Origin of the sequence: Bradyrhizobium sp. JR4.3 (assembly GCF_040547695.1) — a bacterium.
Lineage (GTDB): Bacteria > Pseudomonadota > Alphaproteobacteria > Rhizobiales > Xanthobacteraceae > Bradyrhizobium > Bradyrhizobium canariense.
Genome location: NZ_JBEPQF010000020.1, coordinates 31,860 through 58,516, shown reverse-complemented (window position 1 = coordinate 58,516; position 26,657 = coordinate 31,860). Strand labels below are relative to the sequence as shown.

The 26,657-nt window shown below is 63.4% G+C and carries 22 protein-coding genes, 1 tRNA gene and 1 pseudogene; 18 read left to right on the top strand and 6 right to left on the bottom strand.

The window, feature by feature from the left end:
* Positions 1-193: 193 nt before the first annotated feature.
* From ABIB91_RS27245 to ABIB91_RS27205, 9 genes are all read left to right on the top strand, one after another.
* Positions 194-1,003, top strand: coding sequence for a sensor histidine kinase family protein (locus ABIB91_RS27245; RefSeq protein WP_354168832.1), 810 nt, complete (start codon positions 194-196; stop codon positions 1,001-1,003).
* Positions 1,000-2,118, top strand: a complete 1,119-nt coding sequence (locus tag ABIB91_RS27240; RefSeq protein WP_502917020.1) for an efflux RND transporter periplasmic adaptor subunit — start codon at positions 1,000-1,002, stop codon at positions 2,116-2,118. Before ABIB91_RS27245 ends, ABIB91_RS27240 begins: the two co-directional genes overlap by 4 nt.
* The gene (locus tag ABIB91_RS27235; protein ID WP_354168830.1) at positions 2,115-3,188 is read left to right on the top strand and encodes an efflux RND transporter periplasmic adaptor subunit; all 1,074 of its coding nucleotides are present in this window, start codon (positions 2,115-2,117) and stop codon (positions 3,186-3,188) included. The genes ABIB91_RS27240 and ABIB91_RS27235 overlap by 4 nt, the downstream gene beginning before the upstream one ends.
* The gene (locus ABIB91_RS27230) at positions 3,185-6,349 is read left to right on the top strand and encodes an efflux RND transporter permease subunit (protein WP_354168828.1); all 3,165 of its coding nucleotides are present in this window, start codon (positions 3,185-3,187) and stop codon (positions 6,347-6,349) included. The genes ABIB91_RS27235 and ABIB91_RS27230 overlap by 4 nt, the downstream gene beginning before the upstream one ends.
* A gap of 13 nt (positions 6,350-6,362) precedes the next feature.
* Positions 6,363-6,860, top strand: coding sequence for a hypothetical protein (locus ABIB91_RS27225; RefSeq protein ID WP_354168826.1), 498 nt, complete (start codon positions 6,363-6,365; stop codon positions 6,858-6,860).
* A 194-nt stretch (positions 6,861-7,054) separates the two neighbouring features.
* Positions 7,055-8,056, top strand: a complete 1,002-nt coding sequence (locus ABIB91_RS27220; RefSeq protein WP_354168824.1) for a PAS domain-containing protein — start codon at positions 7,055-7,057, stop codon at positions 8,054-8,056.
* 296 nt (positions 8,057-8,352) lie between these two features.
* The gene (locus ABIB91_RS27215; RefSeq protein ID WP_354168822.1) at positions 8,353-9,714 is read left to right on the top strand and encodes a protoglobin domain-containing protein; all 1,362 of its coding nucleotides are present in this window, start codon (positions 8,353-8,355) and stop codon (positions 9,712-9,714) included.
* 76 nt (positions 9,715-9,790) lie between these two features.
* Complete coding sequence (locus tag ABIB91_RS27210; protein WP_354168820.1) at positions 9,791-11,155, top strand: diguanylate cyclase domain-containing protein; 1,365 nt, start codon at positions 9,791-9,793, stop codon at positions 11,153-11,155.
* Complete coding sequence (locus ABIB91_RS27205) at positions 11,152-11,967, top strand: putative bifunctional diguanylate cyclase/phosphodiesterase (protein WP_354168818.1); 816 nt, start codon at positions 11,152-11,154, stop codon at positions 11,965-11,967. The genes ABIB91_RS27210 and ABIB91_RS27205 overlap by 4 nt, the downstream gene beginning before the upstream one ends.
* Positions 11,968-12,052: 85 nt before the next feature.
* Here ABIB91_RS27205 and ABIB91_RS27200 read toward each other — a convergent pair.
* Positions 12,053-12,234: pseudogene (locus tag ABIB91_RS27200) on the bottom strand (SDR family NAD(P)-dependent oxidoreductase); the annotation flags it as partial.
* Positions 12,235-12,456: 222 nt separating this feature from the next.
* Here ABIB91_RS27200 and ABIB91_RS27195 point away from each other — a divergent pair.
* From ABIB91_RS27195 to ABIB91_RS27175, 5 genes are all read left to right on the top strand, one after another.
* Positions 12,457-13,608, top strand: a complete 1,152-nt coding sequence (locus tag ABIB91_RS27195; protein WP_354168816.1) for a DUF3734 domain-containing protein — start codon at positions 12,457-12,459, stop codon at positions 13,606-13,608.
* Positions 13,609-13,639: 31 nt separating this feature from the next.
* Positions 13,640-14,431, top strand: coding sequence for an acetoacetate decarboxylase (locus ABIB91_RS27190; protein WP_354168814.1), 792 nt, complete (start codon positions 13,640-13,642; stop codon positions 14,429-14,431).
* 86 nt (positions 14,432-14,517) lie between these two features.
* Positions 14,518-15,306 (top strand): 3-hydroxybutyrate dehydrogenase, encoded by a 789-nt coding sequence (locus tag ABIB91_RS27185; RefSeq protein WP_354168812.1) that lies wholly within the window; start codon positions 14,518-14,520, stop codon positions 15,304-15,306.
* 134 nt (positions 15,307-15,440) lie between these two features.
* Entirely contained in the window at positions 15,441-15,803 is a 363-nt protein-coding gene (locus ABIB91_RS27180; protein ID WP_354168810.1) for a hypothetical protein, read from the top strand.
* Positions 15,804-15,993: 190 nt separating this feature from the next.
* Positions 15,994-16,584 carry a hypothetical protein gene (locus ABIB91_RS27175; protein ID WP_354168808.1) on the top strand — a complete coding sequence of 197 codons (591 nt, stop codon included), beginning with the start codon at positions 15,994-15,996 and terminating at the stop codon, positions 16,582-16,584.
* Between the two features lie 188 nt (positions 16,585-16,772).
* Here ABIB91_RS27175 and ABIB91_RS27170 read toward each other — a convergent pair whose 3' ends face one another.
* The 3 genes from ABIB91_RS27170 to ABIB91_RS27160 all read right to left on the bottom strand — a co-directional run bounded on the left by ABIB91_RS27170 (position 16,773) and on the right by ABIB91_RS27160 (position 18,894).
* A complete protein-coding gene (locus ABIB91_RS27170) occupies positions 16,773-17,237 on the bottom strand; it encodes a hypothetical protein (protein ID WP_354168806.1) in 465 nt (154 codons plus the stop codon).
* 225 nt (positions 17,238-17,462) lie between these two features.
* Positions 17,463-17,538: transfer RNA gene (locus ABIB91_RS27165), tRNA-Ile, on the bottom strand.
* A 381-nt stretch (positions 17,539-17,919) separates the two neighbouring features.
* Positions 17,920-18,894: a Bug family tripartite tricarboxylate transporter substrate binding protein gene (locus tag ABIB91_RS27160; RefSeq protein WP_354168804.1), complete on the bottom strand. Its 975-nt coding sequence runs from the start codon at positions 18,892-18,894 to the stop codon at positions 17,920-17,922.
* A gap of 107 nt (positions 18,895-19,001) precedes the next feature.
* Here ABIB91_RS27160 and ABIB91_RS27155 point away from each other — a divergent pair, with 107 nt between their 5' ends.
* A complete protein-coding gene (locus tag ABIB91_RS27155) occupies positions 19,002-19,979 on the top strand; it encodes a TAXI family TRAP transporter solute-binding subunit (protein WP_354168802.1) in 978 nt (325 codons plus the stop codon).
* Between the two features lie 108 nt (positions 19,980-20,087).
* On the opposite strand, the gene ABIB91_RS27150 is transcribed toward ABIB91_RS27155, so the two are convergent.
* Complete coding sequence (locus tag ABIB91_RS27150; protein ID WP_354168800.1) at positions 20,088-21,317, bottom strand: ABC transporter substrate-binding protein; 1,230 nt, start codon at positions 21,315-21,317, stop codon at positions 20,088-20,090.
* Between the two features lie 88 nt (positions 21,318-21,405).
* On the bottom strand, positions 21,406-22,299 hold the full coding sequence (locus tag ABIB91_RS27145) for a substrate-binding domain-containing protein (protein WP_354168798.1): 894 nt from the start codon (positions 22,297-22,299) through the stop codon (positions 21,406-21,408).
* A 397-nt stretch (positions 22,300-22,696) separates the two neighbouring features.
* Here ABIB91_RS27145 and ABIB91_RS27140 point away from each other — a divergent pair, with 397 nt between their 5' ends.
* The 3 genes from ABIB91_RS27140 to ABIB91_RS27130 are packed head-to-tail and all read left to right on the top strand — an operon-like array spanning position 22,697 to position 26,653.
* Entirely contained in the window at positions 22,697-23,530 is an 834-nt protein-coding gene (locus tag ABIB91_RS27140) for an ABC transporter substrate-binding protein (RefSeq protein WP_007600660.1), read from the top strand.
* Between the two features lie 54 nt (positions 23,531-23,584).
* On the top strand, positions 23,585-24,691 hold the full coding sequence (locus ABIB91_RS27135) for a molybdopterin-binding protein (RefSeq protein ID WP_354168795.1): 1,107 nt from the start codon (positions 23,585-23,587) through the stop codon (positions 24,689-24,691).
* Between the two features lie 12 nt (positions 24,692-24,703).
* On the top strand, positions 24,704-26,653 hold the full coding sequence (locus tag ABIB91_RS27130; RefSeq protein ID WP_354168793.1) for a molybdopterin biosynthesis protein: 1,950 nt from the start codon (positions 24,704-24,706) through the stop codon (positions 26,651-26,653).
* Positions 26,654-26,657 lie beyond the last annotated feature (4 nt).

Sequence of the window (26,657 nt, the reverse complement as noted above, 5' to 3'; positions counted from 1 at the left end):
ATTCACGAGTCTGTGCGTACGCAGATGGCACTTGACATAGGCGCCGCCGAAAGGCAAGAAAAAGAAAATATACGGTATAGTTTGATTAACGCTTTGCAGCGCCTACGGGTGATCGGGGCCGCAAAAGCCTGCGCGCCGCGGCCGATCATCCGATCCACTCCAGGAGAACGCAGTGCCGGTTTTGAGCCAAGATTTGCATCGTCTGCCGGAAGGCGTCCTGTTGCGGGAATCGCACCACAGGGTCGCGGACGGCGTCGCCTCGGCGCTCGATCTGGTCTCGGCTGCGATCATCCGGGCCGAAGGGGCCGAAGCGAAGGCCGCCTTGAACGATGTGGCCTCCCTGCTGCACGGACATGCCGAAGTGCATCTGATGCTCGCGCGGCCTCAGGGCGAAGCCCTCATCGATGCCGCAGCGCACGTCCATAAGTTGGGCTGCGCGATGCGCCGGTCCCGACTGGACGGCATGAGGATTCAGCTGATCTTCGACACCGAGTGCGTCCCCCTTCAGTCGGAGCGGTGCTGGCGGCTGGGTCTGATCGTCCATGACCTGATCGCGACGGCGGCCAAACACGCCTGTTTCGATGCGCGTGCCGGTGAGATCAAGGTCAAGCTGACCCGTCGCGGCGCACTGGTGAACTGCGTCGTGCTGGACAACGGCTCGCGTTCCGTGCGGTCGGATGCCGGACGGCGCGTTCGGACCGACAACGACCTGGCGAGGAGTCTGGGCGGTCGGATCGAGCAGGGTTTCGGCAGCGAGTTCACGTCGGTCGTTCTCTCGTTTCCGCTGACCGAGCGAGAGCGGCAGACGAATTGGGGGATGGCGACGCGGCGCATGAGGTTGACGCGGCCCGTCAAGGCCAAGTCGGCCGACACCGCGGCTCTTCCTCCGCCTGCTGCCGTCTCGCACCAGGCCAATCATCCCGTTGCAGCCAAGCCGGATCCGAAACCGTCCGATGCCTTGGGTCAGCTGTTCTCATCCCCCAACCGCATGGTCGCGCTATGAAACCTCCCTGTCCGAAATTCGTCCGTGAGAAGCGCTTGGTGAAGCCCATCGGCGGACTGACGCTCGCGCTCGTCGCCGCCGCGCTCGCAGGCTGCGACGATCACGCGGCCGCTCCCGCTGCCCGCGCCGCCTTCGTGCGCACGGAAATCGTGCAGCCGAAGGATCGGCAAGCCTCCCTCACCTTGACCGGGGAGGTCCAGCCTCGCTTCCGCGCCGATCTGTCGTTCCGTGTCAGCGGACGTGTGATCGCGCGCTTCGTCGAAGTCGGGACCCACGTCGAGGCGGGCGAGGTGCTGGCACTGCTCGACCCGGCCGAGCAGGAGGCCGATGTCGATGCCGCGACGGCCGCAGTGCTGGCGGCCGAAGCCCAGCTACGTGTGGCGAAGACGACTTTCGAGCGCCAGAAGTCGCTGATCGCAAGCGGCTTCACCACGCGCACGGCCTACGACCAGGCGCAGGAAGGATTGCGAACCGCTGAAGGTGCGCTTGAATCGGCGCGAGCGTTGCTGGGGACGTCGAAAGACGCCCTCGGCTACACCGCGCTGCGGGCCGAGGCAGACGGCGTCGTCACCTCCCGCAACCTCGAAACCGGTCAAGTCGTACAGGCGGCGCAGCCGGTCTTTTCGCTGGCGCAAGACGGCGAACGGGACGCGGTCTTCGATGTGTACGAGTCGATGTTTCTTGGAAATGCCGACGGCGGCGACGTTTCGTTGAGGCTGGTGGCCGACTCGGGCGTGACCGCGAACGGCGAGGTTCGAGAGATCTCTCCGGCCGTCGATCCGAGGAGTTCGACCATTCGGGTGAAGGTGGCGATCAAGGCTCCGCCCCCCACGATGACGCTTGGAAGCGCCGTCGCGGGAACGGTGAAAGTGAAGGCCGAGCGGCAGGTCGCCCTGCCATGGAACGCCTTGATGGCGGCGGGCAACAGACCCGCGGTCTGGACCGTCGATCCGGCGACGCGGATCGCCTCCCTGAAGCCGGTGATCGTCGGTGGGTACGAGGCCGGCGAAGTGTTGATCAAGGCGGGTCTCGAGCCGGGCGAGCGAGTGGTGGTGGACGGTGGCAAGCTCCTGAGCGTGGGCCAGCCCGTGACTTACGAAGGAGATCACTCATGACGAGCCCCGTGACTATGGCGGGCGCGCTGGCATGCGCGCTTGCGCTTGCCGGATGTCAGCAGGAAGCGAACGCGCCTGAGCCGACGCGTCCCGTCCAATCGATGCTTCTCGAAGCCGATCATTCCGCCGATATGGTCGCAGTGGGCGTTATCGAGCCGCGCTACAAGACCAATCTCGGGTTCCGCGTGCTGGGACGCCTGACGAGCCGTCCCGTCTACGTCGGTGATCTCGTCAATGAGGGGCAGACGATCGGCACCATCGACGCGACGGCCCTCGAACTCGCCGTTCGCGCCGCCAAAGGACAGCTTGCCAAGGCCGAGGCGCAGTTCGCGACGGTTCGAGCGACGGAGGAACGGCAGCGGACGCTCATCACCACCGACGCCACCACGAAGCAGACCCTGGACAATGCCGAGCAGGCGCGCGCCGGCGGCGAAGCAACGGTAGCGCGCGAACAGGCAAATCTGACCAAGGCGATGGAGCAGCTCGGCTATTCGCAGATCAAGGCCGACTTCGCCGGCGTGGTCACCGCAATCGGGGCGGAAGTCGGCCAGGTGGTGTCTCCTGGTCAAACCGTGGTGACGATCGCAAGGCCGGATGTTCGCGAAGCTGTTGTCGATCTCGGCGAGGACTTTCCGCTGCCGCTCGAGGTCGGTCTGCCATTCACGGTCGGCCTGCAGCTTCTGCCCGCTGTTCAGGTGCGAGGGACCGTCCGGGAGATTGCGCCCCAAGCTGACGCGGTCACCCGACTGAGGCGCGTCCGCATTGCCCTGGACAATCCGCCCGACAGCTTTCGGCTGGGCGCGACGGTGACCGCCAAGCTCGACAGGACTCAACCCCGGGCCCTGCACGTGCCTGCCTCGGCACTGTTCGCCAAGGACGGCGCAAATTTCGTCTGGGTCGTCGATCAGCCCGCCAACACGGCCTCGCTGCAAAAGGTCGACGTCGTTGCCGATCTAACCGGTGCCCGGATCGTCGACGGTGTTGCCCCCGGCGCCCGCGTCGTCACCGCCGGAATCCACAGCCTCAAGCAAGGACAGCAAGTCCGCATCGAACAGGATCAGAAGCCATGAAGTCGTTCAACCTCTCCGACTGGGCGCTCGGTCATCGTTCGCTCGTCTGGTATTTCATGATCGCCTTCATGGCGGCGGGCCTGTTTGCGTACCTTCAGCTGGGCCGGCAGGAAGACCCCGACTTCACCATCAAAACCATGGTGATCCAGGCGCAGTGGCCGGGTGCCTCGCCCGCGGAGATGACCCGGCAGGTCACCGACAGGATCGAGAAGAAGCTCGAGGAGCTGGAATCGCTCGACTACACCAAGAGCGTCACCGTCGCCGGCCAGACCACCGTCTTCGTCTATCTGCGCGACACCACCAAGGCCGCCGACGTGAAGCCGACCTGGATCCGGGTCCGCAACATGATCGCGGACATCAAGGGCGAGTTTCCGCAAGGGGTGATCGGGCCGGGCTTCAACGACCGCTTCGGCGACGTGTTCGGCAACATCTATGCGTTCACCAGCGACGGCTTGAGCCAGCGTCAGCTGCGCGATCACGTCGAAGACATCCGCGCCAAGGTGCTGACCGTGCCGGACGTCGGCAAGGTCGACATTCTCGGTGCGCAGGACGAGGTGATCTATCTCGAATTCTCGACCCGGAAGATCGCGGCCCTTGGCCTCGATGTCCACGCCATCATGGCCTCGCTGCAGGGGCAGAATGCGGTCGCGCCCTCCGGTGTGTTCCAGGAAGGGCCGGAGCGGATCAGCGTGCGGGTGAACGGCCAGTTCACCTCGGAGGCAAGCCTGAAGGCGGTCAACCTCCGCATCAACGACCGCTTCTTTCCCCTGACCGACGTCGCAACCATCACGCGCGGCTATGAGGATCCGGCCAAGACGTTGTTCAGGTACAACGGCGAGCCTGCGATCGCGCTTGCCATCGGCATGAAGTCCGGCGCCAACCTGCTTCACTTCGGCGAGGCGCTGAAGGAGGAAATGACCAGGATCGTCGCCGACCTGCCGATCGGCGTCGGCGTTCACCAGGTCGCCGATCAGCCCGTCATCGTCGAGCATGCCGTCTCCGGCTTCACGGAAGCGCTGTTCGAGGCCGTGATCATCGTGCTCGGCATCAGCTTTCTCAGCCTGGGCTTGCGCGCAGGCCTGGTGGTCGCCGTCGCGATCCCGCTGGTGCTCGCCATCACCTTCGTCGTGATGGCCTATGCCGGGATCTCGCTCCAGCGGATTTCGCTTGGCGCGCTGATCATCGCGCTGGGCCTGCTGGTCGACGACGCCATGATAGCCGTCGAAATGATGGTGGCGCGGCTAGAGATCGGCGAGCCCCTGGAGAAGGCCGCGACCCACGTCTATACGTCCACCGCGTTTCCGATGCTGACGGGCACGCTGGTCACGGTGGCCGGGTTCATCCCGATCGGGCTCAACAGCAGCAATGCCGGCGAGTTCACCTTCACGCTGTTCGTGGTGATCGCAGTCTCCCTAATCGTGTCCTGGATCGTCGCGGTGCTGTTCACGCCGCTGCTCGGGGTCACGATCCTGCCCGCCAAAATGAAGGGCCATCATGGAGAGAAGGGCCGCGTGGCGCAGTTGTTTGCGCGTCTGCTCCTGTTCTGCATGCATCATCGCTGGACCACCATCTCGGTGACGGCCGCAGCCTTCCTTGTCGCCTTGTTCGGTCTTCAATTCGTGCAGCAACAGTTCTTCCCGTCCTCGGACCGCGCCGAGCTCGTGATCGACTGGAATTTGCCGCAGAACGCCTCCATCGCCGACACCAACGTGCAGATGGCGCGATTCGAGCGCGAACAGCTTCAGGACAACCATTCGGTCGATCACTGGTCGACCTATGTCGGGACCGGCTCGCCGCGTTTCGTCCTGTCTTTCGACGTGCAGACGGCCAACACCTGGTTCGGCCAGATGGTGGTCGTGACCAAGGGCGGCATCAAGGCGCGCGACCAGGTCAAGGCGCAGTTCGAGTCCTACCTGAAGAAGACGTTCCCCGGCACCGACACCTACGTCAAGCTGCTCGAGGTCGGCCCTCCGGTCGGGCGTCCCGTGCAGTACCGCTTGAGCGGGCCTGACATCGCCAAGCTGCGGGATCTTTCCCAGAAGCTTGCCGGGATCGTCCGGAGCAGCCCCGGTCTGGGCAACGTCGTGTTCGACTGGATGGAGCCGGCTCGCGTCGTCAAGGTGGACGTTCTCCAGGACAAGGCGCGCCAACTCGGCGTGACCTCGGAGGACATCGCCACTACGCTGAATTCGGTGCTCGAGGGCACGCCGATCACCCAGGTGCGCGACAGCATCTACCTGGTCAATGTCACCGGACGGGCGACCGCGGCGGAACGAGCGTCCATCGACACTCTGCGCGATCTGCAGTTGACGGGCGTCGGTGGTCAGTCCGTGCCCCTCGGGGCCGTGGCCAACCTGCGTTACGAGCTCGAGCAGCCGACGATCTGGCGGCGCGCGCGGATCCCGACCATCACGTTGAAGGCGGGCATCGTCGGCAGCGCGCAGCCCAAGACCGTGGTCGATCAGCTCGCGCCGAAGGTGGCGGAGTTCACGAAGGAGCTGCCGGCGGGGTACTCGGTGAATATCGGCGGCTCGGTGGAGGAGAGCGCCAAGAGCCAGGCGCCGATCGTGGCCATCGTTCCGCTCATGCTGTTCGTCATGGCGACGGTGCTGATGATTCAGCTGCAGAGCTTCCATCGCCTGTTCCTGGTGTTCGCGGTCGCCCCGCTCGCCGTGATCGGCGTCGTCATGGCTCTGTTGCCGAGCGGAGCGCCCCTCGGCTTCGTCGCCATCCTCGGCGTTCTCGCCCTGATCGGCATTCTGGTGCGCAACTCCGTGATCCTGATTGTGCAGATTGAGGACCTCAGGAAGGAGGGGCGCCCAGCCTGGAACGCCGTGGTGGAGGCGACCGAGCATCGCATGCGGCCGATTCTGCTGACGGCCGCCGCCGCAAGTCTCGCTCTGATTCCGATCGCGCGCGAGATCTTCTGGGGCCCGATGGCCTACGCGATGATGGGCGGCATCATCGTCGGCACGCTGCTGACGCTGTTGTTCCTGCCGGCGCTGTATGTGGCCTGGTTCCGCATTCAGCCCGATCTCGACCATGAAACATCCGCGGAGGAGCCCGCCGCGCCTGCGCACGACACCCGGCGTCCGGAGGCGCCGACGCCGGCATCCGTTCCCGCGTCCAAGCCGACGCCGGTCCTCGAAACACAGTCCTGAGAGAGAGAACGCCATGAAACGAATGACACTGATGCTGTCGCTCACCGCGACGCTCGCAACATTGACGCTGTCGACGCACGCCGCGTTCGCGCAGTTCCCTCCGCCGCCGCCCATCGCGGGGCCTCCGCCGATTGCGGCCGGCGGACCGTCTCCGCTGGCAGCCGGAGGACCCCGGGCATTCGCGGGCCGTCCTCCGATCGTGCCAGGCAGCGCACCACGCGCCGCGCTGGGCGGTGCGGCGCATCGTTTTGGTGCCGGACCCGCCTCGCGGGGCGCCGTCGCAGCGACGGGTCGCAGCCCGGCGCTGACAAGTGCGGTTCGCGGCACATCCATCACCTACAACCGTTTCGGCGGCTATGGCCGCTATGGCGGACCCCGATACGGTCGCAGCGCGGCGTATGGCGCCGGCGCTTACGCCGGCTATGCCTATGGCGGCTCGAGCTCGTACTATTCCGATAACGACTGCTATTACGTCTACAGCCGCCACAGCCGCACTCTCGTCTGCAACTAGCTGAAATGAGGAACGGCTCTGGCGCGTTCTTCGCGTCGCAACTTTCGACGTGATTTGTGCTTCCGAGCACCTCTCTTTACCGTGCACGGTTAACCGCGAGGGCCATTGGCGGTCCGGATCGATGCACTCAGGGGCGCTGGACAAGCCTCCCAAGTTCGGTACTTTGCGCGCCAACCATGAGACAAGAGCAAGAAATGTTGAACCTCCTGCGAGAGGGGGCCGAAGAGACTTTCGGCGTTATCGAACGTGAGTTGCGATGCGGGTTCTGGAGCTGGAATCTGCGTAGTACCGAGATGCGGTGGTCCCGGGGGTACTATGATCTTCTGGGCGTGGAGCCAGGGAAGCTCTCTCCGTCTTTCGCAGCGATACTTCAGGTGACGCATCCGGAAGATCGAGCTCAGCAGGCCGAAGTTGAGCGCATCATCAAGAAGGCCTCCACGATCAGACGCAAGTTTCGCGTCATCCGTCCGGGCGGCAATATCGTCTGGATCTATTGCCAGATCATCATTTTTGTCGACTCAGAAGGCCGCTCCGAAAAGGCACTTGGAGTATGCACTGACATCACTGTCAGAGAGGATCAGCTGAACACGCTTCGGGTCGCAGACGAACGCTATCAGGCCCTCGTCAAGGCGACCGGGGCCGTGGTGTGGAGCGCCAAGTCCGATGGCCGGATTTATCAGGTCATCAATTGCGATCAGAGTGGGGGCCTCAACGCGGTTTCGCTGGAGTCCGGGTGGCTCGAAATCGTTCATCCTGATGACAGGCAAAGGGTCATAAGGGCTCAAGAGGAAGCTGGCAGGGAAAAGCGCAGCTATGAGGTGGTGCATCGGATTCGTCGGTCCGACGGCGGCTTCAAATGGAAGCGATCAACAGGTCTCCCTCTCCTGGATGATGGCGGCCAGATCAAAGAATGGCTTGGGATCAGTGTTGATCTGGAGCGGGCGCGAGCGAAAGACGGAAGTCAATGCATCACCGGCGCACAAATCAGAGCAGCACGAGGACTGGTTCGATGGTCTGTGATGGACCTGGCGCACGCTGCGGGAATTACGCGAGCGACTATACGGCGCCTCGAGGAGACGGACGCGACTTTGCCGCAAATCGACCCGGCGCTCGCGTCAATCGAAGCCGCTCTTTCGGAAGCCGGAGTCGAATTCATCTTTCCCGAGGCTGGTAAACCTGGCGTTCGGCCCCGCTAAATTGGTTGCTCGACGCTTGTGTCTCGGCAATTTCGGCCGGGTATCGTTCGATCCGAACCACATGTGAGCCAATCTGGCTGTTGATCACCAAAGCTGCTCAACGCGCGCGGCCAGATGGCGCAGTCTGCCCAAGGTATGCGGCCAAGTTTGCCTAACGGAAGGTTAGCTGGCTCGCACTATTGTTCTGCAATCGCTTCAAGTTGATCTCAATTTTCGCGGTCGAACCGCTGGCGAGCAACTGTTCGCACGCTCTGACTGAATTTCTGCAACTCAGATCATTTCAAGGAGCCCATACGATGTCCTCAGCCGCTGCATTAGCTCCCAATAACGCAGAGCAGGATCGGGAAGCAAGGATGCGCTTCATGGGCATCACCGCCCGAACCGGCGAGCTGCTTCGCGAATTCTGGAAGATTGCCGAACCAGCGCTGCCGGATATCCTTGAGGGCTTCTATCGCCATGTCGGTGGGGAGCGCCAGCTCGCGATCTTGATCGGCGACAACATTCCTCGATTGAAGAAAGCCCAGGGGACGCATTGGGCGCGGCTGTTCAACGGCCGTTTCGACCACGAGTATATGCAAGGTGTTCGTACCATCGGTATGGTCCACAACAGGATTGGCCTTGAGCCGCGCTGGTATATCGGGGCCTACAACTTTGTTCTGAGCAAGCTTGTTGCGCTGGCCGTTCGGCGCTATCGCTGGCAAACGGGCCATCTTTCGGAACTGCTTGCCGCAGTGAATTGTGCGGTCATGCTCGATATGGAAATTGCGATTTCCGTCTACCAGGAAGCCATGCTCGCCGAGCGCGAGAAGAGGCAGGAGAAGGTGTCCACCGCCATCCAGAGCTTTGATGGAAGAATAAGGACGGTACTGGATACGGTCAGCGGATCGGCGAGGAATTTACAAAGCGCCGCAAACGCATTGGCTTCGAGCGCCTCGCAGTCGACCCAGCAGTCGACCGCTGTCGCGGCAGCGTCCGAAGAGGCGTCCGCAAATGTGCAGGCGGTTGCGGCTTCGACGGAGCAGCTCACCTCGTCGATCAAGGAGATCAGTCGGCAAGTGTCGGAGTCTACGCGGATCGCGCAGGCAGCAGTGGACCAGGCTGCTCGCTCCGGCACGACCATTCAGGGGCTCGCCAAAGCGGCCCAGCGGATCGGCGATGTCGTCGAACTGATCAGCTCGATTGCCGGACAAACCAATCTGCTCGCCCTCAATGCGACCATCGAGGCTGCGCGGGCCGGCGAAGCCGGACGCGGCTTCGCAGTCGTTGCATCTGAGGTCAAAGCGCTTGCGGAGCAGACTGCGAAGGCGACGGGCGAAATTGGCGCGCAGATCCAGGCGATCCAGGGCGCAACCAAGGAGTCAGTTGGGGCGATTCAGGACATTGGGGGGACGATTGGCTCGGTGAGCGAAATCGCAACGATGATCGCGGCGGCCGTCGAGGAACAAGGGGTTGCGACGGCTGAGATCGCGCGAAACATCCAACAGGCCGCCCGCGGCACGCAGGAGGTGTCCGGCAACATCTCCGGCGTGAGCCAGGCGGCAACGGACACGCGGATGACGGCGAGCGGGCTGCTGCAGGCATCGGATGAACTGTCGGGCCAAGCCGAAGCAGTTCGCTCTGAAGTGGAGCAGTTTCTCGCGGTCATCCGCGCGGCTTAGCCTTCCGGCCGGCAATCGATGTAAGCGGGAATTGTGAACACTGTCTTGGTGCGAAGCATGTGTAGGTACAAGTAGCATGAAGAGTTCATCTCCAGACCAGCGCACCAACAATACCACCACTGCGTATCGAACAAGCCCGGAAGAACCGATCCAAAATTATGCCGCAGAAATGGATTGGCAGGCCCTGCTGCGCACCGCCATCGAAAGCAGCTCTCATGGCCTCTGCATCTTCGACAATCAGCTTCGACTGGTGATTGCCAACGAGCATCACCGGAACATGTATGGCTTAGCTGAAAGCCAGGCCCGACCTGGACTATCGGTCTACGAGATCTTGAAGAATAGGCTTGCCCGGGTCAGTGGCGAGGTGACGGGGGCCGATCACTTGGCCCAGTGTATTGCCGCGATCAAGGACCGCCTGCCCTTCAACGCGAGCTACCAGCTTCGCAGCGGCACCTTAATCGCCGTTGAGATGCACCCGATGCCCGATGGCGGACTGGTCGAAAGGCACAGGGACATCACCGAACTCCGAATTGCCGAAATGCGTGCCGAGCAGGCGCGACAGGAATTGCTTGAAAAGCAATATGCACTTGACCAGGCCGTCATCGTCGCAGTTACAGATCTGCGCGGCACCATCACTTATGCAAACGACAGGTTTTGCCAAATCAGCGGCTACTCGCGGACGGAATTGCTCGGAAGCAACCACCGCATGCTGAAATCTGGACTGCACTCGCGGCAGGTTTTTCGCGAGATGTACCGGTGCATCGCGCGGGGGGACGTCTGGCGCGGCGAGCTCTGCAACAGGTCGAAGGGTGGCGAGCTCTACTGGGTTGACACGGTCATCACCCCGCAACTCGGCCCGGAAGGGAAGCCGATTGCATACATGGCGATCCGGATCGACGTCACGGCCAGAAAGAAGGCCGAGGCGCAGATATATTATGCTGCGCGGCACGATGCGCTGACCGGCCTGCTCAATCGGGCCGCGCTCATGGAGGAGCTGGCGGAACGCATCGCCCGATCGCAACAGGAAGAAAAAACGTTGACGGTCTACATGCTCGACCTTGACGGTTTCAAGGTCGTGAACGATACGCTTGGCCACGCCGCAGGCGACGTTCTTTTGAAAGAGGTTAGCGAGCGCCTGGGGCGCCTTGCTTCGCCTGGCGATCTCATCGCCCGCTTGGGTGGAGATGAATTTGCGATTGTGCAAATGGGCTCCTCGGATCAACGTGAGAGAGCCATGATGTTGGGTGTCGATCTGCTCGATGCCATGGCGAAGCCTTTCGCCGTTCAGACGCAAGAGATCTCGGTCGGTGCCAGCATCGGAATTTCGCTTGCGCCCGCCGATGGGCTTACACCCTCCGAGCTGCTGCACAAGGCGGACCTTGCGCTCTACGCGGCAAGGCCGAGGGCCGAAACGGCTTCCAGTTCTTCGAGGAAAACATGAGCCGACGGGCGATGTCACGCAACCAACTGGTAAATGATCTCCGTGCGGCGCTGAAGCGTGACGAATTCCAGTTGCATTACCAGCCGATCCTCGATTCCAAGTCGCTTCGCCTCCACGGGATGGAGGCGCTCGTCCGATGGCAACATCCAACGGATGGGTTGCTGTTTCCGGACCTGTTCATCGGAATCGCGGAAGAAACAGGACTAATGCAACCACTCGGCCGCTGGATACTTAAGCGCGCCTGCACTGATGCTTTGTCTTGGCCCGACGATGTCAGGGTCGCCGTGAATCTTTCGGCCGCCCAGTTTCGAGGTGCAACCCTCTTCGAGGTCGTGCTCGGCGTGCTCTTGGAGACCGGTCTGCCCCCGCATCGGCTCGAGCTGGAAATTACCGAATCGATGCTCTTGCAGGAGAAGCATGAAAATCTTCTCCTGTTCCGCCAGCTCAAGAGCATCGGCATTTCGATCGCGCTGGATGACTTCGGGGTGGGGTATGCCTCGCTGGCCTCGTTCGTCTCGTTTCCGTTCGACAAGGTCAAAATCGACAGATCTTTCACGAAAGACATTCTGACCAAGTCAGCGAACAGGGCGGTCGTTGCCTCGATCATGACCTTGGCGCACGGCTTAGGCGTGGAAGTGACGGCTGAAGGCGTGGAGACTCCGGAACAGCTTGAATACCTGAGACACGAAGGTGTCCACCAGCTACAGGGCTACTTGCTGGGGAAGCCTTGCGCGCCCGAAAGCCTGGACCTTGGCAATTTCACCCGCCGGTACGCGAGCGGTTGCGCTCGGAACCGCAAAGAGGTTTCCTGACAAAATCAACTTTGCACACCCGCAATTGAGCTGCCATCTGCTGCTTGCCATAGGGCCGCGCCTGGCGGCAACTGCACAAACGTCATGCAAGCTCCAGCGCGAGGCTCTTGCCAGCGATTCCGTGCTTGGCCGCGACGTGGGCTGACTTGAACGGCGAGGCGACGCGCGAATCGCCGAAGCCGTGCTGATAATCCGGCCCCAGCCGCGCTTCTTCATGCCGGGCACCGCGGCACGGATGGCATGGAACGCGGCGGACAGGTTGATCGCGCCAGGCGCCGATCGTTGCCGGCGTGATCTCGACCATGAAACATCCGCGGTGGCCGACGGCTCCGTAGCCGGGACACATCAACCGCAGCACGCGGATGTGAACGCGATCGTCTTGACTACTTAATAAACTATACCGTATATTTCATTAAACGATTAGCTGTGCGGGTCCGGTCGGCCGGACGAGCCGCTGGCTTGAACAACCGCAAATCAAGGGCAAGAACCATGAACTTTCAGCCTCGACAAAACCTCGCGACCGCCGACCGGCGTCTGCCGTTCGATTGCATCGCCCTGCTGTTGCAGGGCGGCGGCGCCTTGGGGGCCTACCAGGGAGGCGTCTACGAGGCCTTGGCCGAAGCCGACATCCATCCCGACTGGATCGCGGGCATTTCGATCGGGGCGATCAATGCCGCGATCATCGCCGGCAATCCGCCGAACGCCCGGGTCGACCGGCTTCGCGAATTTTGGACGCAGGTGACGCTGGACGCGCCGTTCACCGATCTGATGAACGGCGATCACAACCGCAATTTTCTCAATCAGGTGAATGCGGGCTTTGCGGCGGTGTTCGGGGCGAACGGATTTTTTTCCGCGCGGCCGTTCGCGCCGTGGCTGCAAGCGGGTGGAACGCTTGCAGCCACCAGCATCTACGACACCAGGGCGCTGAAGACGACGCTGGAGCGCCTGGTCGATTTCGATCGCATCAACGCCGGTCTGACGCGGTTCAGCGCAGGGGCCGTGAACGTGAGGACCGGCAATATGGTCTATTTCGACACTGCCACCCATACCATCCGGCCGGAGCACATCCTGGCGAGTGGAGCGCTGCCGCCGGGGTTTCCGGCGGTCGAAATCGATGGCGAACAATATTGGGATGGCGGCCTCGTATCCAACACTCCGTTGCAGTGGGTGATCGAGTGCGGCGCCCGTCAGGACACGCTTGTGTTTCAGGTCGACCTCTGGAGCGCGCGCGGCCAGATCCCGGGCAACATGGCGGAAGTGATCACTCGTCAGAAGGAGATCCAATACTCCAGTCGCACGCGGGCGAGCACGGACCAGTTCAAGAGCCTGCATCGGTTGCAGCGAGACCTGGCGGCTCTCTTGAGCAGGCTGCCGGAAGACCTGCGCGATCAGGAGGACGTCAAGCTGCTCAGGACCGCTGCCTCTAACAACGTGCACAGCCTGGTCCACCTGATCTATCGCGCGCGGGACTACGAAGGCCACTCCAAGGACTACGAGTTTTCCCGTCTGTCGATGCAGGATCATTGGCGCGCCGGCTATCACGACGCCTTGCGCACCCTTCGGCATCCCGAGGTGCTGGCCCGCCCGACGAGTGCGGACGGCGTCTCCACGTTCGATCTTGAGCACGACGGTCGCGAATAGGCCGGCTCTTCCCAGTCACAGGACAATTCAAATGCGCGAGAGTGAAGTCGTGAGGCGTGCGTTCGCCATGCCGCTGACGAATCCGGCATATCCGCCGGGACCGTATCGTTTCGTCGACCGGGAGTACCTGATCATCACCTATCGAACCGATCCGGCGAAGCTGCGATCGGTCGTCCCGGCTCCGCTTGAACTCGACGAGCACGAAGCGCTGGTCAAGTACGAATTCATCCGCATGCCGGATTCCAACGGTTTCGGCGACTATACCGAGAGCGGCCAGGTCATCCCTGTGTCGTTCCGCGGTCGCAAGGGCGGCTACACCCACTGCATGTTCCTGAACGATGAGGGACCGATCGCGGGCGGCCGGGAGCTCTGGGGCTTTCCGAAAAAGCTCGGCCAACCGACGTTGCGGACCGAACTCGATACGCTCATCGGCACGCTCGATTACGGTCCGCTGCGGGTGGCGACCGGCACGATGGGATACAAGCACCGCGAGGCCGACCTGGCGCAGGTCAAGGCCGCTCTGCAGGAGCCGAACTTCCTGCTCAAGATCATTCCGCACGTCGACGGCAGCCCGCGGATCTGCGAGCTCGTCGAATACCACCTCGAGCAGCTTGTCTTGAAAGGCGCGTGGACCGGACCCGCCGCGCTCTCCTTGATGCCTCACGCCCTCGCTCCGGTGTCCGATTTGCCGGTGCTCGAGATCGTGTCCGCGGTCCACATCCGTGCAGACCTTACGCTGGGATTGGGCAAGGTCGTCCACGACTATCTGCAGCAGCCGGGCCGACGTCCCGTCGGGCGCTACGAGAGAGCCCTGGTCACCTGAGTGACAGTCTCGACGGACTGCGTAGGTCCGGAAACACCGCGGCTGCGAGCCGCAACATCCTCACGGATCAAACAAGGAAAGGCCAAATGAGTATTCTGAAAGGTAAAGTCGCAGTCGTGACCGGCTCCACCAGCGGCATCGGTCTCGCGTATGCTCGTGCTTTCGCGGGCGCCGGGGCCAACGTCGTGCTCAATGGAATGGGGGCGCGGGCCGATGTCGAGAACGAGCGCTCTGCGATCGAGAGGGAATTTGGCGTCAAGGCGGCCTATTCGGCTGCGGACATGGACAGCCCGGACCAGATCGCCGAGCTCATCGCGCTGGCGGAAAGCACCTTCGGCAGCGTCGATGTCCTCGTGAACAATGCGGGCGTCCAGCACGTCGCCCCTGTGGAGGATTTTCCGGTCGACAAGTGGAATGCGATCATCGGGATCAACCTGTCGTCCGCCTTCCACGCCATCCGTGCAGCGGTGCCCGGCATGAAGAAGCGCGGTTGGGGCCGGATCATCACCACGGCCTCGGCGCATTCGATCGTCGCTTCGCCCTTCAAGTCGGCCTACGTCGCGGCCAAGCACGGCATCGTGGGACTCACCAAGACGGTGGCGCTGGAGCTCGCCCGGTCCAAGATCACCTGCAACTGCATCAGCCCCGGATACGTCTGGACACCGCTAGTCGAGAAGCAGATCCCGAACACGATGGTGGCGCGCAACATGAGGAGGGACGAGGTGATCAGCGAGGTCCTGCTCGCGGCCCAGCCGACGAAGGAATTCGTCACGGTGGAACAGGTGGCTTCGCTGGCGCTGTTCCTGTGCAGCCAGGACGCCGCCCAGATCACCGGCGCCAACCTTTCCGTCGACGGCGGTTGGACCGCCGCATAGCCCGCAGAAAACGTCAGAGACCGAGAGGCTGATCGCAAAAGAATTTTCGCGAACACCTGCGCTTGATCAAGCGCCGATGCTCCGACCTACGACCTCTTAGTGCCAACATCAACAACTCATGTGGAGAGAAGATCATGAACAAGCGACTAATCGCGAGTGTCGTCGGCTGTGCGTGCCTTACCATGGCGACGGCCGCCGAGGCCCGAACCTCTTACGATGGATCCTGGGATCTCCTTTTCGTCACGCAGCGCGGCAGCTGTGATCCGACCTACAGCTTTACCGTGAACATAAACGACGGCTTCGTCACGCATCCCAATCTGGTGAAGTTTGCCGGGCACGTCGGACGTTCGGGCGCGGTTCACGCCTCGGTTACGGTCCACGACAAATACGCAGCAGGGTCCGGGAGGTTGACGCGAGACGCCGGTCGCGGGAGCTGGAGTGGCCACGCAGCGGGCGGGCGCTGCTCGGGATATTGGACCGCGCAGCGAAACGGGTAGGAAGCAAGGTCCGGGATTTTGCTCCGAAACCGCTCAGACCCTGCATCGGCGCGGCGTTTGCGAACCGGCGCGTCGCGCCAGTGCGCCGGGGATGGATGCCGGAGCGGCGAGGCTAGTTGATCCTGGTCAAAGTGCAGCAGGCGCAGGATGCGTACGCTGATCGCGTCAGTGAAACCGATGGAGACGAGCGATGAGCACGCAAGCGAACTTTCAGTCCTGGGCTAAGGAGCGGCTCGACGAAATGGAAGCCACGCTCACCTTTCTCGATGGCAAAGCGGGGGAGGTGCAGGCGGAGCTTCGAGCCAAGGCCGACGAACTTCGCGCCGACCTTCGGGCCAAGCAAAGTGAGTTCCGAATTACGGTGAAGAAGCACGCCGAGGCGAACGAAGCGGCCTTCGTTGCCGCCAAGGGAAAACTGGAATCGGATTGGAAGGCGTTCGAGGCCGATGTGGCGAAATACGTCGATGGCTTCAGCAAGCGGGTCGAACAGCAGCGGGCCGCTTTCGAGGTTCAGGCCGCAGCCCAACTGAACGCCTGGCGCGAAGCGGCCGACAAGATCGCCAGCGATGGGAAGCAGTTTGCTGCAGAGCGTCGGGCCGATTTAGACGAGGCCGTGAAGCGCATGAAGGCCGAGGCGGCCGAGGCGGAGGGAAAACTCCAGAAGCTAAGCCACGCCGGAGCGCAGTCGTGGTCCGCCCTGATGGTGGCTCTGGCCGAAACGCGGACCAGCTTCGATCGCGCCAACCAGGCCGCCCAGGAGGCGTTCAAACGAGCGGCCTGAGACTGGTACCTTTCGAGGGAGACTGCCGCGAGGCGGCCTCCCTCTGTTCACTCACTCACCGGCCGGCTCGGATGGTCGGCGCTCTCCGCAACGCGTCGAAGCGGCAGGTCGGCGAGGTCGACTTGACGCTGTGTCAATTGGTCGAACGGTCAGATCCACGGATCTAGCTGCTGCTTGATGACGATTGCTTAGGTCGCCCCTGCATGTTGGCTGACAGAAAGCTGAGGCGCATCGGAGGGTACCTTGCTCAACCAACCATCCAGCCACTTCGCCTTCTTGCGAAAGAGCCCGGCGCGGTCTGGATCTTCAGCAACTATCCGCTTCAGCGACCGAGCGGCGGCCGACTCCGCGAAAGTGACGACTTCATGTGAGAGATCGACTTGAAGCCCGAATTCCCGGACCAGACGCGCGATCTCGCGGTCGTTCAGCTCGCCGAGGTGCACCAGGGGCTCTCTAGAGGTATCGTGGCAAAGCGCCCAGCCTCGACCGAGAGCGCGTCCGCTGATGGTCCAGAAATCTGCATGGAACAGCGACGGCAATCCTGACCCCATCAGATAGATGGGTTTGCCGACCGACTGCATCTTCGACGTGAAGAACCGCCCTACCTTGATCGAGAGCCGCCCTGAACGCGATGTCGGCGACATGAACTTCATGGAAGACATGCTTCGTGAGAGCTTTGTTCATGGATGATGCCTCTGAAAGCTGGATTAGACCCCCCTCGGTTTTTTCGCGCTCAAGAATCGGCGAAAAAAATCGAGGTGAAATTCGATAGACGCGTCAGGGGGATGTGAGATCGAGTCGTTTTCAAAACGAAATCGAGTCGTTCTTAAAGTGGAAATCGAGTCGTTTTCAAAGTGTCCGCACATTCAAACACCAACTGGTGGGCCCGGCAGGACTCGAACCTGCAACCAGACCGTTATGAGCGGCCGGCTCTAACCATTGAGCTACAGGCCCCGCCGCGAGACGGCCGCGAAAGCGGCGGCCGGCAACGGTGCGCGGTTCGTTTACAGGGACGGAGCCGGGGGTGCAATGCTGGCTCCGGCGGACAGAAATGCCGGCGCGGCAAGGCTTGTGATTTTTGAATAACCGAAATTGCCGATGATGCCCTTATAGTCCTGTTTTGCCCGGCGGCGCAAGCCCACCTTCGCCGAGCCTTCGCCCCCGCACTCTGGCAATCGCGCCAGGGGGCTCGTTTTTTCGATTCCGTAACCCCTTGTGATCCCTAGATCTTTCTACTGTGCATGGGGTTGTTTTCGCACATTTTGTTGGGAGGGGGTCTTCCGATCCCCTCCGATGTCGCGTTGGGCGCTGTCGGCTCGCGGCAGTTCCACAGGCCTAGTCCACCGACACGCCGGCGAACTCCACCACCTTGCGCCACTTCTCGGTCTCGTCGGTGACGAGCTTGCCGAACTCGGCCGGCGTCATCGGCTTGGGGATGCCGCCGGTCTCGGTGAGGCGCGCGACCAGCTTCGGGTCCTTCAGCGCCTCGTTGACGGCCTTGTTGAGGATCTCGATCACGTCGGCCGGCGTGCCCTTCGGCGCGGAGATGCCGTAGAAGCCGACCGATTCGAAGCCGGGCAATGTCTCGGCGATCGCGGGAACGTCAGGCACGCTCGGCCAGCGCTGCGGCGAGGTCACGCCGAGCGCACGGACATTGCCGCCCTTGGCCTGCTCCATCGCGGAGGGGAGGTTGTCGAAGATCAGCTGCACCTTGTTGGAGATGATGTCGGGGAACGCGATCGCAGATCCCCGATAGGGCACGTGCACCATGTCGCACTTGGTCATCACCTTGAACAGCTCCGCCGACATGTGCACCGAGGTGCCGTTGCCGGACGAGGCAAAGGAGATCTTGCCCGGGTTGGCCTTGCAGTAGTCGATGAACTCCTGAACCGTCTTGGCGGGAAACGCATTGGAGACGACCAGCATGTTGGTGAGCTGCATGATGCTGGCGACCGGCACGGTGTCGCGCAAAAAGTCGAACGGCAGCTTCTTGTAGAGTGAGGTCGAGATCGCGTTGTTGGGCGCGACGAACAGCAGCGTGTAGCCGTCCGGCGGTGAGTTGATCGCGGCACCGGCCGCGATGTTGCCGCCGGAGCCGGCGCGGTTCTCGACGATGAATTGCTGGCCGAAGCGGTCCGACAGCCAGTTCGCCATGATCCGCGCCACGATGTCGACCGGGCCGCCGGCGGAGAAGCCGATGATCCAGTGCACGGGACGGTCGGGATAAGCGGCGGAGGCGGGAGGTGCGGCGCCCAACAGCGTTGAAAGGAAAACCAGCCCGAAAACACTGTTACGCAAAATTCGCAACATGACGCCTCCCATTGTTCTATTGTCGTTGGGCTGCATGCTTTCACAAAATCGGGGCGCTGCCTACATCGCCCCAAGTCGATGTTGACGCGCCCCCGCCGGGACCGACCATGAAATTCGCGATCACCCTTGTTCTCGGCGCGGCGCTGCTTGCAAGCCCCGCGGCCGCTCAAACCGGAGGCAACGCCATTCCGACCAACACACCCAGCCTGACGATCAGCTTGGGCACCGCGACGCCCGGCGGCGGCTTTCCGCTCTATGGCAACGCCTTTGCGCAAGTGATGAACGCGGCCGATCCGCAAGTCATCATCGCCCCGCGCAACACCAAGGGCAGCAACGAGAACATTCCGCTGCTGGAAAAAGGCGAGCTCGATCTCGCTCTGGTCGCGGGCGAGCCGGCCTATGAGGCTTTTGCCGGCATCGGCCGCGCGCCGGTACGGTTGAAAATTCTCACGGCGATCTATTCCAACCCCGGCATGTTCGTGGTGCGCACGGACAGTCCGTACAAGACCATTCGCGATCTGGTCGGTCAGCCCGTCGCATTCGGCGCCAAAGGCTCGGGCCTGCCGATCCTGGCGCGCTATGTGCTCGATGGTCTCGGGTTGAAGCAAGACGAGGATTTCAAGGCCGTCTATCTCGACCGCGCCGGCGACGGCCCCGCGATGGTCGAGGATGGCCGTGTCGCCGCACTTTGGGGCGCCGGCATCGGCTGGCCCGGTTTTGCCGCGGTGGCCTCGAGCGCGTCAGGCGCGCGCTTCATCGCGCCCAGCGCCGAGGAGATCGCGCGCATCCGCGCCAAGCATGCGTTCCTCAAGCCGCTCACCGTGCCGGCCGGCAGCTATCCGAACCAGTCCGAGCCGATCGCCTCGCTGGGGTCCTGGAGTTTTGTGCTGACGCGCGAAGATCTGCCCGACGATGTCGCCTACCGGCTCGCGAAGACGCTGCACGGCGTCGAGCCGACATTCTGCAAGCAGCTCGCCCAAGCCTGCGAGACCACGGCGGCAAACACCGTCGCGGCCGCGCCGAAGCCCGAGCTGATCCATCCCGGCGTGATCAAGTATTTTCGCGAGATCGGGGTGGTGAAGTGATCGCGCAGCGGTCATTCCGGGGCGGTCCGCAGGACCGAACCCGGAATCTCGAGATTCCGGGCTCGGTGCTTTGCACCGCCCCGGAATGAGGATCGCTTTAAGCGATCCTCACTTCTTCACCATCGCACACGCCGGGTCCGGCGGACCGAACGCCTTGTCGCCCGAGATCGTCGTGAGGATCTTGTAATAGTCCCACGGATATTTGCTCTCCTCCGGCGTCTTCACCTGCACCAGCCAGAGGTCGTGCACCATCAGATTGTCATCGCGTAAGCGGCCGTTGCGGGCGAAGAAATCCTCGATCGGCTTTTCCCGCATCTTGGCTGCGACCTTGAGCGGATCGTCGGTGCCGGTGTCCTTGATGGCGTTGAGATAGTGCATCACGCTCGAATAGACGCCGGCCTGCCACATCGACGGCATCTTGTTCATCTTGGCGAAGTAGCGCTTCGACCATTCGCGGGTCTTGTCGTCCATGTCCCAATAGAACGAGGTCGTCAGCAACAGCCCTTGGGCCGCCTGCAGGCCGAGGCCGTGAATGTCGGTGATCAGCGCAAGCAGTGCCGCCATCTGTTGGCCGCCCTTGAACACGCCGAACTCGGAGCCGGTCTTGATCTCGTTCATGTTGTTGGGCGGACCCGCCGCGATGCCGATGATCTTGGCCTTGGAGGCCTGCGCCTGCAGCACGAACGAGGAGAGGTCGGGCGTTGCCAGCGGCGGCTTCACCGAGCCCAGCACCTTGCCGCCATTGGCGGTCACGACCGCCGAGGCGTCGCGCTCCAGCGAATGGCCGAACGCATAATCGTCGGTGATGAAGAACCAGCTGTCGCCGCCGCGCTTGACCACCGCGTCAGCGGTGCCGACCGCGAGCGCGCGGGTGTCGAACACCCACTGGATCGCGTAAGGCGAACAGAACTTGCCGTGGAAATCCGCGGTGCCGGTGGAGTGGGTGATGAACAGCCGCTTCTTCTCGTTGGCCATGTTCTGCACCGCGAGCCCGACCGCGGAGACCGGCACGTCAACGATCAGATCGACCTGGTCGACGTCGTACCAGCGCCGTGCAATCGCGCCGCCGATGTCGGCCTTGAGCTGGTGGTCGCCGACGACGATGCTGATCGGCTTGCCGAGCACGGTGCCGCCGAAATCGTCGATCGCCATCTGCGCCGCCGTCACCGAGCCCTGGCCGGTCGGCGCCGAGGCCGGACCGTTCATGTCGGTGAGCACGCCGATCTTGACAACGTCGTCGGACACCTGCGCCATTGCGGCGCCCGGCAGCAGCGTCGCCGTCATGAACGTTGCTGCAAAGCCGGCAGCGACCGGCAGTCCAAATCTCGTTGGCATCATATTCGTCCTCCCCTGATCCGGCGCGTTGGCCGGTGTTGGCCCGGCTGAATTGGTTTCTTTTGCAACTATTTGGGGGCGGGCGTCAACGTCAGGCGGCGAAGCGGATTTGTCCGGCCGGCGAGGGATCGTAGCCGGTCAGCTCCGCGGCGCGCTGGAGCAACCGCTTTTCGCTGAGGAACCGGATCAGGCCCTGCATCGCGGGCCGGAAATAGCTGCGATGCCGCATCGCGAGGTCGAAGTTTTCCCAGACCAGCGGCACGAAATCGAGGCCGGCCGAGCGCGCGGACGCACGCGTCGCGATTCCGCAATCGGCTTGTCCCGCGCGGACGATCTCGGCGAGATCCGGCCCGGTCAGGGCCGGCGTATCGATCCGACGCAAATCGCGCGTCGACGCGGCGGCGCGCTTGAGCAGCACATCGAGCAGCATCTGCGCGCCCGTGCCCTGTTGCCGCATCGCCATCCTGGCCCCGAGCGCGAGCACGTCGGAAAGGCCGCGCAGCCGCTTGGGATTGCCCGGCGGCAGCACGAGACCTTGCTCGCGGCGCACGAACGCGACCAGCAATGCATCATGCAGGTCCGGAGCGTCTCGCAGGACGGTTGCATTGGCATCGGCGGCAAGATTGCCGTCGGCATCGAGGCTGTGGAAGTGCATCGCCACGGCCATCACCTCGTCGCGCTGCAACCGCTCGAGCCCGCGCGCGCTGCCCTCGCTCATCGAGCCCAGGCCCGAGCCGGATTCGCGCAGCCCCCAATCCAGAAGCTCGTCCTGGCTGCCGCCGACGACCGGCGGCGGCTCCGCGATCAGCATGCCGGCCGGGCGCGCCAGTCCGGACAGCACCCAGAGGTCGAGCTCGTGCCGCGGGAAGAGCCACTTTCCGGTCACCTTGGTGCAGGGGATCGCACCGGTGGTGACGAGTTCGTAAAGCTTGCGTTCGCCAAGCCGAAGATAATCGGCGGCTTCGCTGGTCGTCAGGAATTCCATCCTGCATTCCTATGCAAATTCTTGCTTCTTTTTGACGTTCGACGCAGGTGGAATTCTGCATTTCAAGTTTTGTCCGCCACGACCATGCCTGATCATCTCGCTGCTTTGCAACACATCCTCACGCGCGATCTCTGCTTTGGTGAACGATCCTGAATCGCTCGTGTGGTGCCCATCTTGCGGGCTGTCGCGCGCGCAACTGCGATGGGCATATGCCGCTCCGCGCGTTGCCGAGATTTCCCGAGTCGTCGGCGCGCGGGTAAAGTTCGCCGCCGGTAGTGGTTTTATCCGCCCTCTATCTGTTGTTGTCTGCATCCGGCGCGGCAACGAGCAAACGCGTCACGAGTGCGGCGCAATCGATCATCATCATGATCGCGTCATAGCCAGTGGGAACCCGATCATGGCCGTCCGCCGCCTCTCCGTTGCACTCGTGCTTCTCTGCGGCCTTGCCGCAGGCGTTGCGGCGTCATCCGCGGAGGACCGCGCGATCGTGCTTGCCACGACCACAGCGACGCAGGAGTCCGGCCTGCTCGATTACCTGCTGCCGATCTTCCGTGAGAAGACCGGCATCGACGTGACCGTGATCGCGCGGCGCGCCGACGAGGTGCTCGAGGGGGCACGAAGGGGCGAAGTCGACGTCGTGCTGATGCATGCACGGCCGCAGGAGGAGAAATTCGTTGCCGACGGTTTTGCGGTGAAGCGCTTTGACGTGATGTACAACGACTATGTGCTGATCGGGCCGAAGAGCGATCCCGCCGGCGTGAAGGGCAAGGACATCGCGACCGCGCTGAAGGCGATCGAGGCCAAGGGCGCGCCGTTCGTGACGCGCGGCGACCGTTCGGGCACCCATGCCGCCGAGCTCGCGCTCTGGATCGTCGCCGGCATCGACATCGCGAGCACCAAAGGCGGCTGGTATCGCGAGGCCAAGCAGGGCATGGCCTCCGCCCTCGATGCAGCGCGCACAGCGAACGCCTATGTGCTGTCCGACCGCGGCAGCTGGATCGCTTTTCGGGAGCGCGGCGATCTCGACGTCGTCGTCGAAGGCGACAAGCGTCTGCTCAATCAGTACGGCGTGATGCTGGTGAACCCCGCGAAGTTTCCGAACGTGAAGAAGGAGCTGGGGCAAGACTTCGTCGACTGGCTGATCTCGCCTGACGGGCAGGCGGCGATCGCCGGATACAAGGTCGACGGACAACAACTGTTCTTCCCCAATGCGGACAAGTCGGGCGGCTGACGTTCGTATCGCCAGCGGTTGCCAAACCGGGCGATGCATGGTCCATCATGGCGCATGACCCAGCGCCTGCCGCCCTTGCTGACGCCGCTCGACGCCGCGCTCGCCGCGTTGCTGAAGGGGCTCGATCCGCTCGCGCCGGTGGAGTTGCAGCTGACTGAAGCGGCCGGCTGCATCGCGGCGGGCAATCCGCTGCTCGCGGCCCGACCGTCCCGTGACGTCGCTGCCGCCGACGGCTGGGCGTTTTGGGCCAATGATCTGGTCGGCGCGTCCTCCTATTCACCGCTGCCTCTCGCAACAGCGCCCGCCTGGGTCGATGCCGGCGACGCGATGCCGGCGGGATGCGACTGTGTGCTCGATGCCGACGCAGTCGAGATGTCTGGTCCGCTCGTCCAGGTGTTGGCGGAGAGCGCACCGGGGCAGGGCGTCAGGCGCGCCGGAAGTGACATCGACGGACGCACCCCTGCCGCGGCAGAGGGGTATCCGGTCGGTCCTGGCGCTCTGCTGCTTGCGCGCGCCGCCGGACTGGACCGACTGAGCGTGCGGCGTCCGCGACTGCGCATTGTCAATGTACCAAGTGCAACGCTGACCATGCATCTGATTGCGGACATCGCACGCACCGCAGGGCTGGATGTGCAAACGCACGAGGCCGGCGCGCGCGACGCGGGATCGATCGCGGAGGCGATCGGAGCGCCCACCTGCGATCTCCTGCTGACGATCGGCGGCAGCGGTGTCGGTCGCAACGATGCAGCGGTCACGGCGCTGGCCCAGCGTGGTGACGTGATCGCCCATGGTCTTGCGCTCCAGCCCGGACGCACCGCCGCGATCGGGCGGCTCGGAACCATTCCTGTCGTCGCCTTGCCCGGATCGCCGGAACATGCGCTTGCGGTCTGGCTTGCGCTCGTGCTGCCGCTCCTCGACCGTCTGTCAGCGCGGCTGCCGCGCCGACCGATAGCCTTGTCGCTCGCGCGAAAAATTGCATCCAGCGTCGGCATCGCCGAAATGGTCCTGCTGGCCGAGGAACATCATGCGTGGGTGCCACTTGCGGTAGGAGAATGGCCGCTCCAGGCAATTGCCCGCGCGGATGCATGGCTGCTTGTTCCCGCCAGTCACGAGGGATTTGCAGCGGGCGCGCCGGTCGATGCCTATCTGATGCGGGAATGATATGGGTTTAGCATGACCATGATCCCGCAATCGCAAGTCCGCAGCGCGCTCGAACAGGAACAGTTCCTCAAAATCCTTTCCCGCGAGGAGGCGCTGGCACGCTTCGAGGCCGCGCTGTTCCCGCGCGCTCTTTCGAGCGAAACGCGCAAGCTCGGTGCTGCGCTTGGCGCGTCGCTCGCTGAAGACATCACTGCGCCGATCGACGTGCCGCCGTTCGACCGTTCCAATGTCGATGGCTTTGCGGTGCGCTCTGCGGATCTTGCGACAGCCGGCGAAGGCGCGCCGGTTCGCCTCGGGCTGAATGGCGAGACCATTCACTGCGGCACCGTACCGGCGGTGCAAGTCGCCGCGGGAACGGCAACGCCGATTGCCACCGGCGGTCCGCTGCCGCGCGGTGCCGATGCCGTGATCATGGTCGAGCATACCCAGCCGGCGGGGTCCGGTGCGATCGACGTCCGTCGCGCGGCCTCGCCCGGGCAATTCATATCCTACGCAGGATCCGATATCGCGCGTGGCGAGGCGCTGCTGCGCGCCGGCACCATCATCGGCTCACGCGAGGTCGGCATGCTGGCGGCTTGTGGTATTGCCGAGGTGAGCGTCGTGCGCAAACCTCGTGTTGCCGTGATCTCCACCGGTGACGAACTGGTTCAGCCGGGCGAGGTGCTCGCGCCCGCTGCGATCTACGATACCAACGGCGCGATCGTCACTGCTGCGATCGACGAGAACGGCGGAGAGGCGGTTTTCCTTGGCGCCATTCCGGACGACGAAGCTCAGCTCGAAGCCGCCATGAGGGGTGCGCTGGCGGACGCCGACATGCTGGTGCTCTCCGGCGGCACGTCGAAAGGCGCGGGCGACCTGTCCCATCGCATCATCGGCTGGCTCGGCCAGCCCGGCATCATCGCGCATGGCATTGCGCTCAAGCCCGGCAAGCCGCTGTGCCTTGCGGTGTGTGACGGCAAGCCGGTGGTGATCCTGCCGGGTTTTCCGACTTCGGCGATGTTCACCTTTCACGACATGATCGTACCGGTGCTGCGCAAAATGGCCGGACTGCCGCCGCGTTCCGATGCCAAGGTGAACGCGACCGTGCCGGTGCGCATTGCTTCCGAGCTCGGCCGCACCGAATTCGTCATGGTCTCGCTGGTCGAAGGCAAGGACGGCTTGATCGCCTATCCCTCCGGCAAGGGGTCCGGTGCGATCACGTCATTCGCGCAGGCCGACGGCTTTCTGCGCATCGACGCACTCGCTGACAAGATGCCGGCCGGGACCGAGGCCGAGGTGACGCTGTTTACGCCGCATGTGCGGGTGCCCGATCTCGTTATCGTCGGCAGCCATTGCACCGGCCTCGATCTCGTCACGGCGCAACTCGCGCATGCCGGCCTGACCGTGCGCTCGATCGCCGTCGGCAGCCTCGGCGGACTTGCGGCGGCGCGGCGCGGTGAATGCGATCTGGCGCCGATCCATCTGCTCGACGAAAAGAGCGAGACTTACAATACGCCTTACCTCGCCGAAGGACTCGAGCTCGTGCCGGGCTGGCGGCGGATGCAGGGCATCGTGTTCCGCAAGGGCGACAAGCGTTTTGAAGGCCACAGCGCGAAGGATGCCGTGGCCGCGGCGCTCGCTGATCCCTCCTGCATCATGGTCAACCGCAACCAAGGCGCCGGCACGCGCATCCTGATCGACCGGTTGCTCGGTGGTGCGCGCCCGGAGGGCTATTGGAACCAGCCACGCTCGCACAATGCGGTGGCCGCGGCGGTCGCACAGCACCGCGCCGATTGGGGCATGACCATTGCGCCGGTCGCCAACGCGGTTGGCCTCGGTTTCATTCCGCTCGCGGAGGAACATTATGACTTCGCGCTGGTGACGGCGCGCAAGCAGCGTCCGGCAGTGCGGGCCTTTCTCGATGCGCTCGGCTCGGACGAAGCGCGCGCCGCGCTGGAGCGCGCCGGCTTCCGACCGGCGTAGTCTG

Bases quoted from the DNA above. Each gene is read 5' to 3' on its own strand.
- ABIB91_RS27240 (WP_502917020.1), top strand. From the start codon at position 1,000: ATGAAACCTCCCTGTCCGAAATTCGTCCGTGAGAAGCGCTTGGTGAAG.
- ABIB91_RS27235 (WP_354168830.1), top strand. From the start codon at position 2,115: ATGACGAGCCCCGTGACTATGGCGGGCGCGCTGGCATGCGCGCTTGCG.
- ABIB91_RS27230 (WP_354168828.1), top strand. From the start codon at position 3,185: ATGAAGTCGTTCAACCTCTCCGACTGGGCGCTCGGTCATCGTTCGCTC.
- ABIB91_RS27225 (WP_354168826.1), top strand. From the start codon at position 6,363: ATGAAACGAATGACACTGATGCTGTCGCTCACCGCGACGCTCGCAACA.
- ABIB91_RS27220 (WP_354168824.1), top strand. From the start codon at position 7,055: ATGTTGAACCTCCTGCGAGAGGGGGCCGAAGAGACTTTCGGCGTTATC.
- ABIB91_RS27215 (WP_354168822.1), top strand. From the start codon at position 8,353: ATGTCCTCAGCCGCTGCATTAGCTCCCAATAACGCAGAGCAGGATCGG.
- ABIB91_RS27210 (WP_354168820.1), top strand. From the start codon at position 9,791: ATGAAGAGTTCATCTCCAGACCAGCGCACCAACAATACCACCACTGCG.
- ABIB91_RS27205 (WP_354168818.1), top strand. From the start codon at position 11,152: ATGAGCCGACGGGCGATGTCACGCAACCAACTGGTAAATGATCTCCGT.
- ABIB91_RS27195 (WP_354168816.1), top strand. From the start codon at position 12,457: ATGAACTTTCAGCCTCGACAAAACCTCGCGACCGCCGACCGGCGTCTG.
- ABIB91_RS27190 (WP_354168814.1), top strand. From the start codon at position 13,640: ATGCGCGAGAGTGAAGTCGTGAGGCGTGCGTTCGCCATGCCGCTGACG.
- ABIB91_RS27185 (WP_354168812.1), top strand. From the start codon at position 14,518: ATGAGTATTCTGAAAGGTAAAGTCGCAGTCGTGACCGGCTCCACCAGC.
- ABIB91_RS27180 (WP_354168810.1), top strand. From the start codon at position 15,441: ATGAACAAGCGACTAATCGCGAGTGTCGTCGGCTGTGCGTGCCTTACC.
- ABIB91_RS27175 (WP_354168808.1), top strand. From the start codon at position 15,994: ATGAGCACGCAAGCGAACTTTCAGTCCTGGGCTAAGGAGCGGCTCGAC.
- ABIB91_RS27170 (WP_354168806.1), bottom strand. From the start codon at position 17,237: ATGAAGTTCATGTCGCCGACATCGCGTTCAGGGCGGCTCTCGATCAAG.
- ABIB91_RS27160 (WP_354168804.1), bottom strand. From the start codon at position 18,894: ATGTTGCGAATTTTGCGTAACAGTGTTTTCGGGCTGGTTTTCCTTTCA.
- ABIB91_RS27155 (WP_354168802.1), top strand. From the start codon at position 19,002: ATGAAATTCGCGATCACCCTTGTTCTCGGCGCGGCGCTGCTTGCAAGC.
- ABIB91_RS27150 (WP_354168800.1), bottom strand. From the start codon at position 21,317: ATGATGCCAACGAGATTTGGACTGCCGGTCGCTGCCGGCTTTGCAGCA.
- ABIB91_RS27145 (WP_354168798.1), bottom strand. From the start codon at position 22,299: ATGGAATTCCTGACGACCAGCGAAGCCGCCGATTATCTTCGGCTTGGC.
- ABIB91_RS27140 (WP_007600660.1), top strand. From the start codon at position 22,697: ATGGCCGTCCGCCGCCTCTCCGTTGCACTCGTGCTTCTCTGCGGCCTT.
- ABIB91_RS27135 (WP_354168795.1), top strand. From the start codon at position 23,585: ATGACCCAGCGCCTGCCGCCCTTGCTGACGCCGCTCGACGCCGCGCTC.
- ABIB91_RS27130 (WP_354168793.1), top strand. From the start codon at position 24,704: ATGACCATGATCCCGCAATCGCAAGTCCGCAGCGCGCTCGAACAGGAA.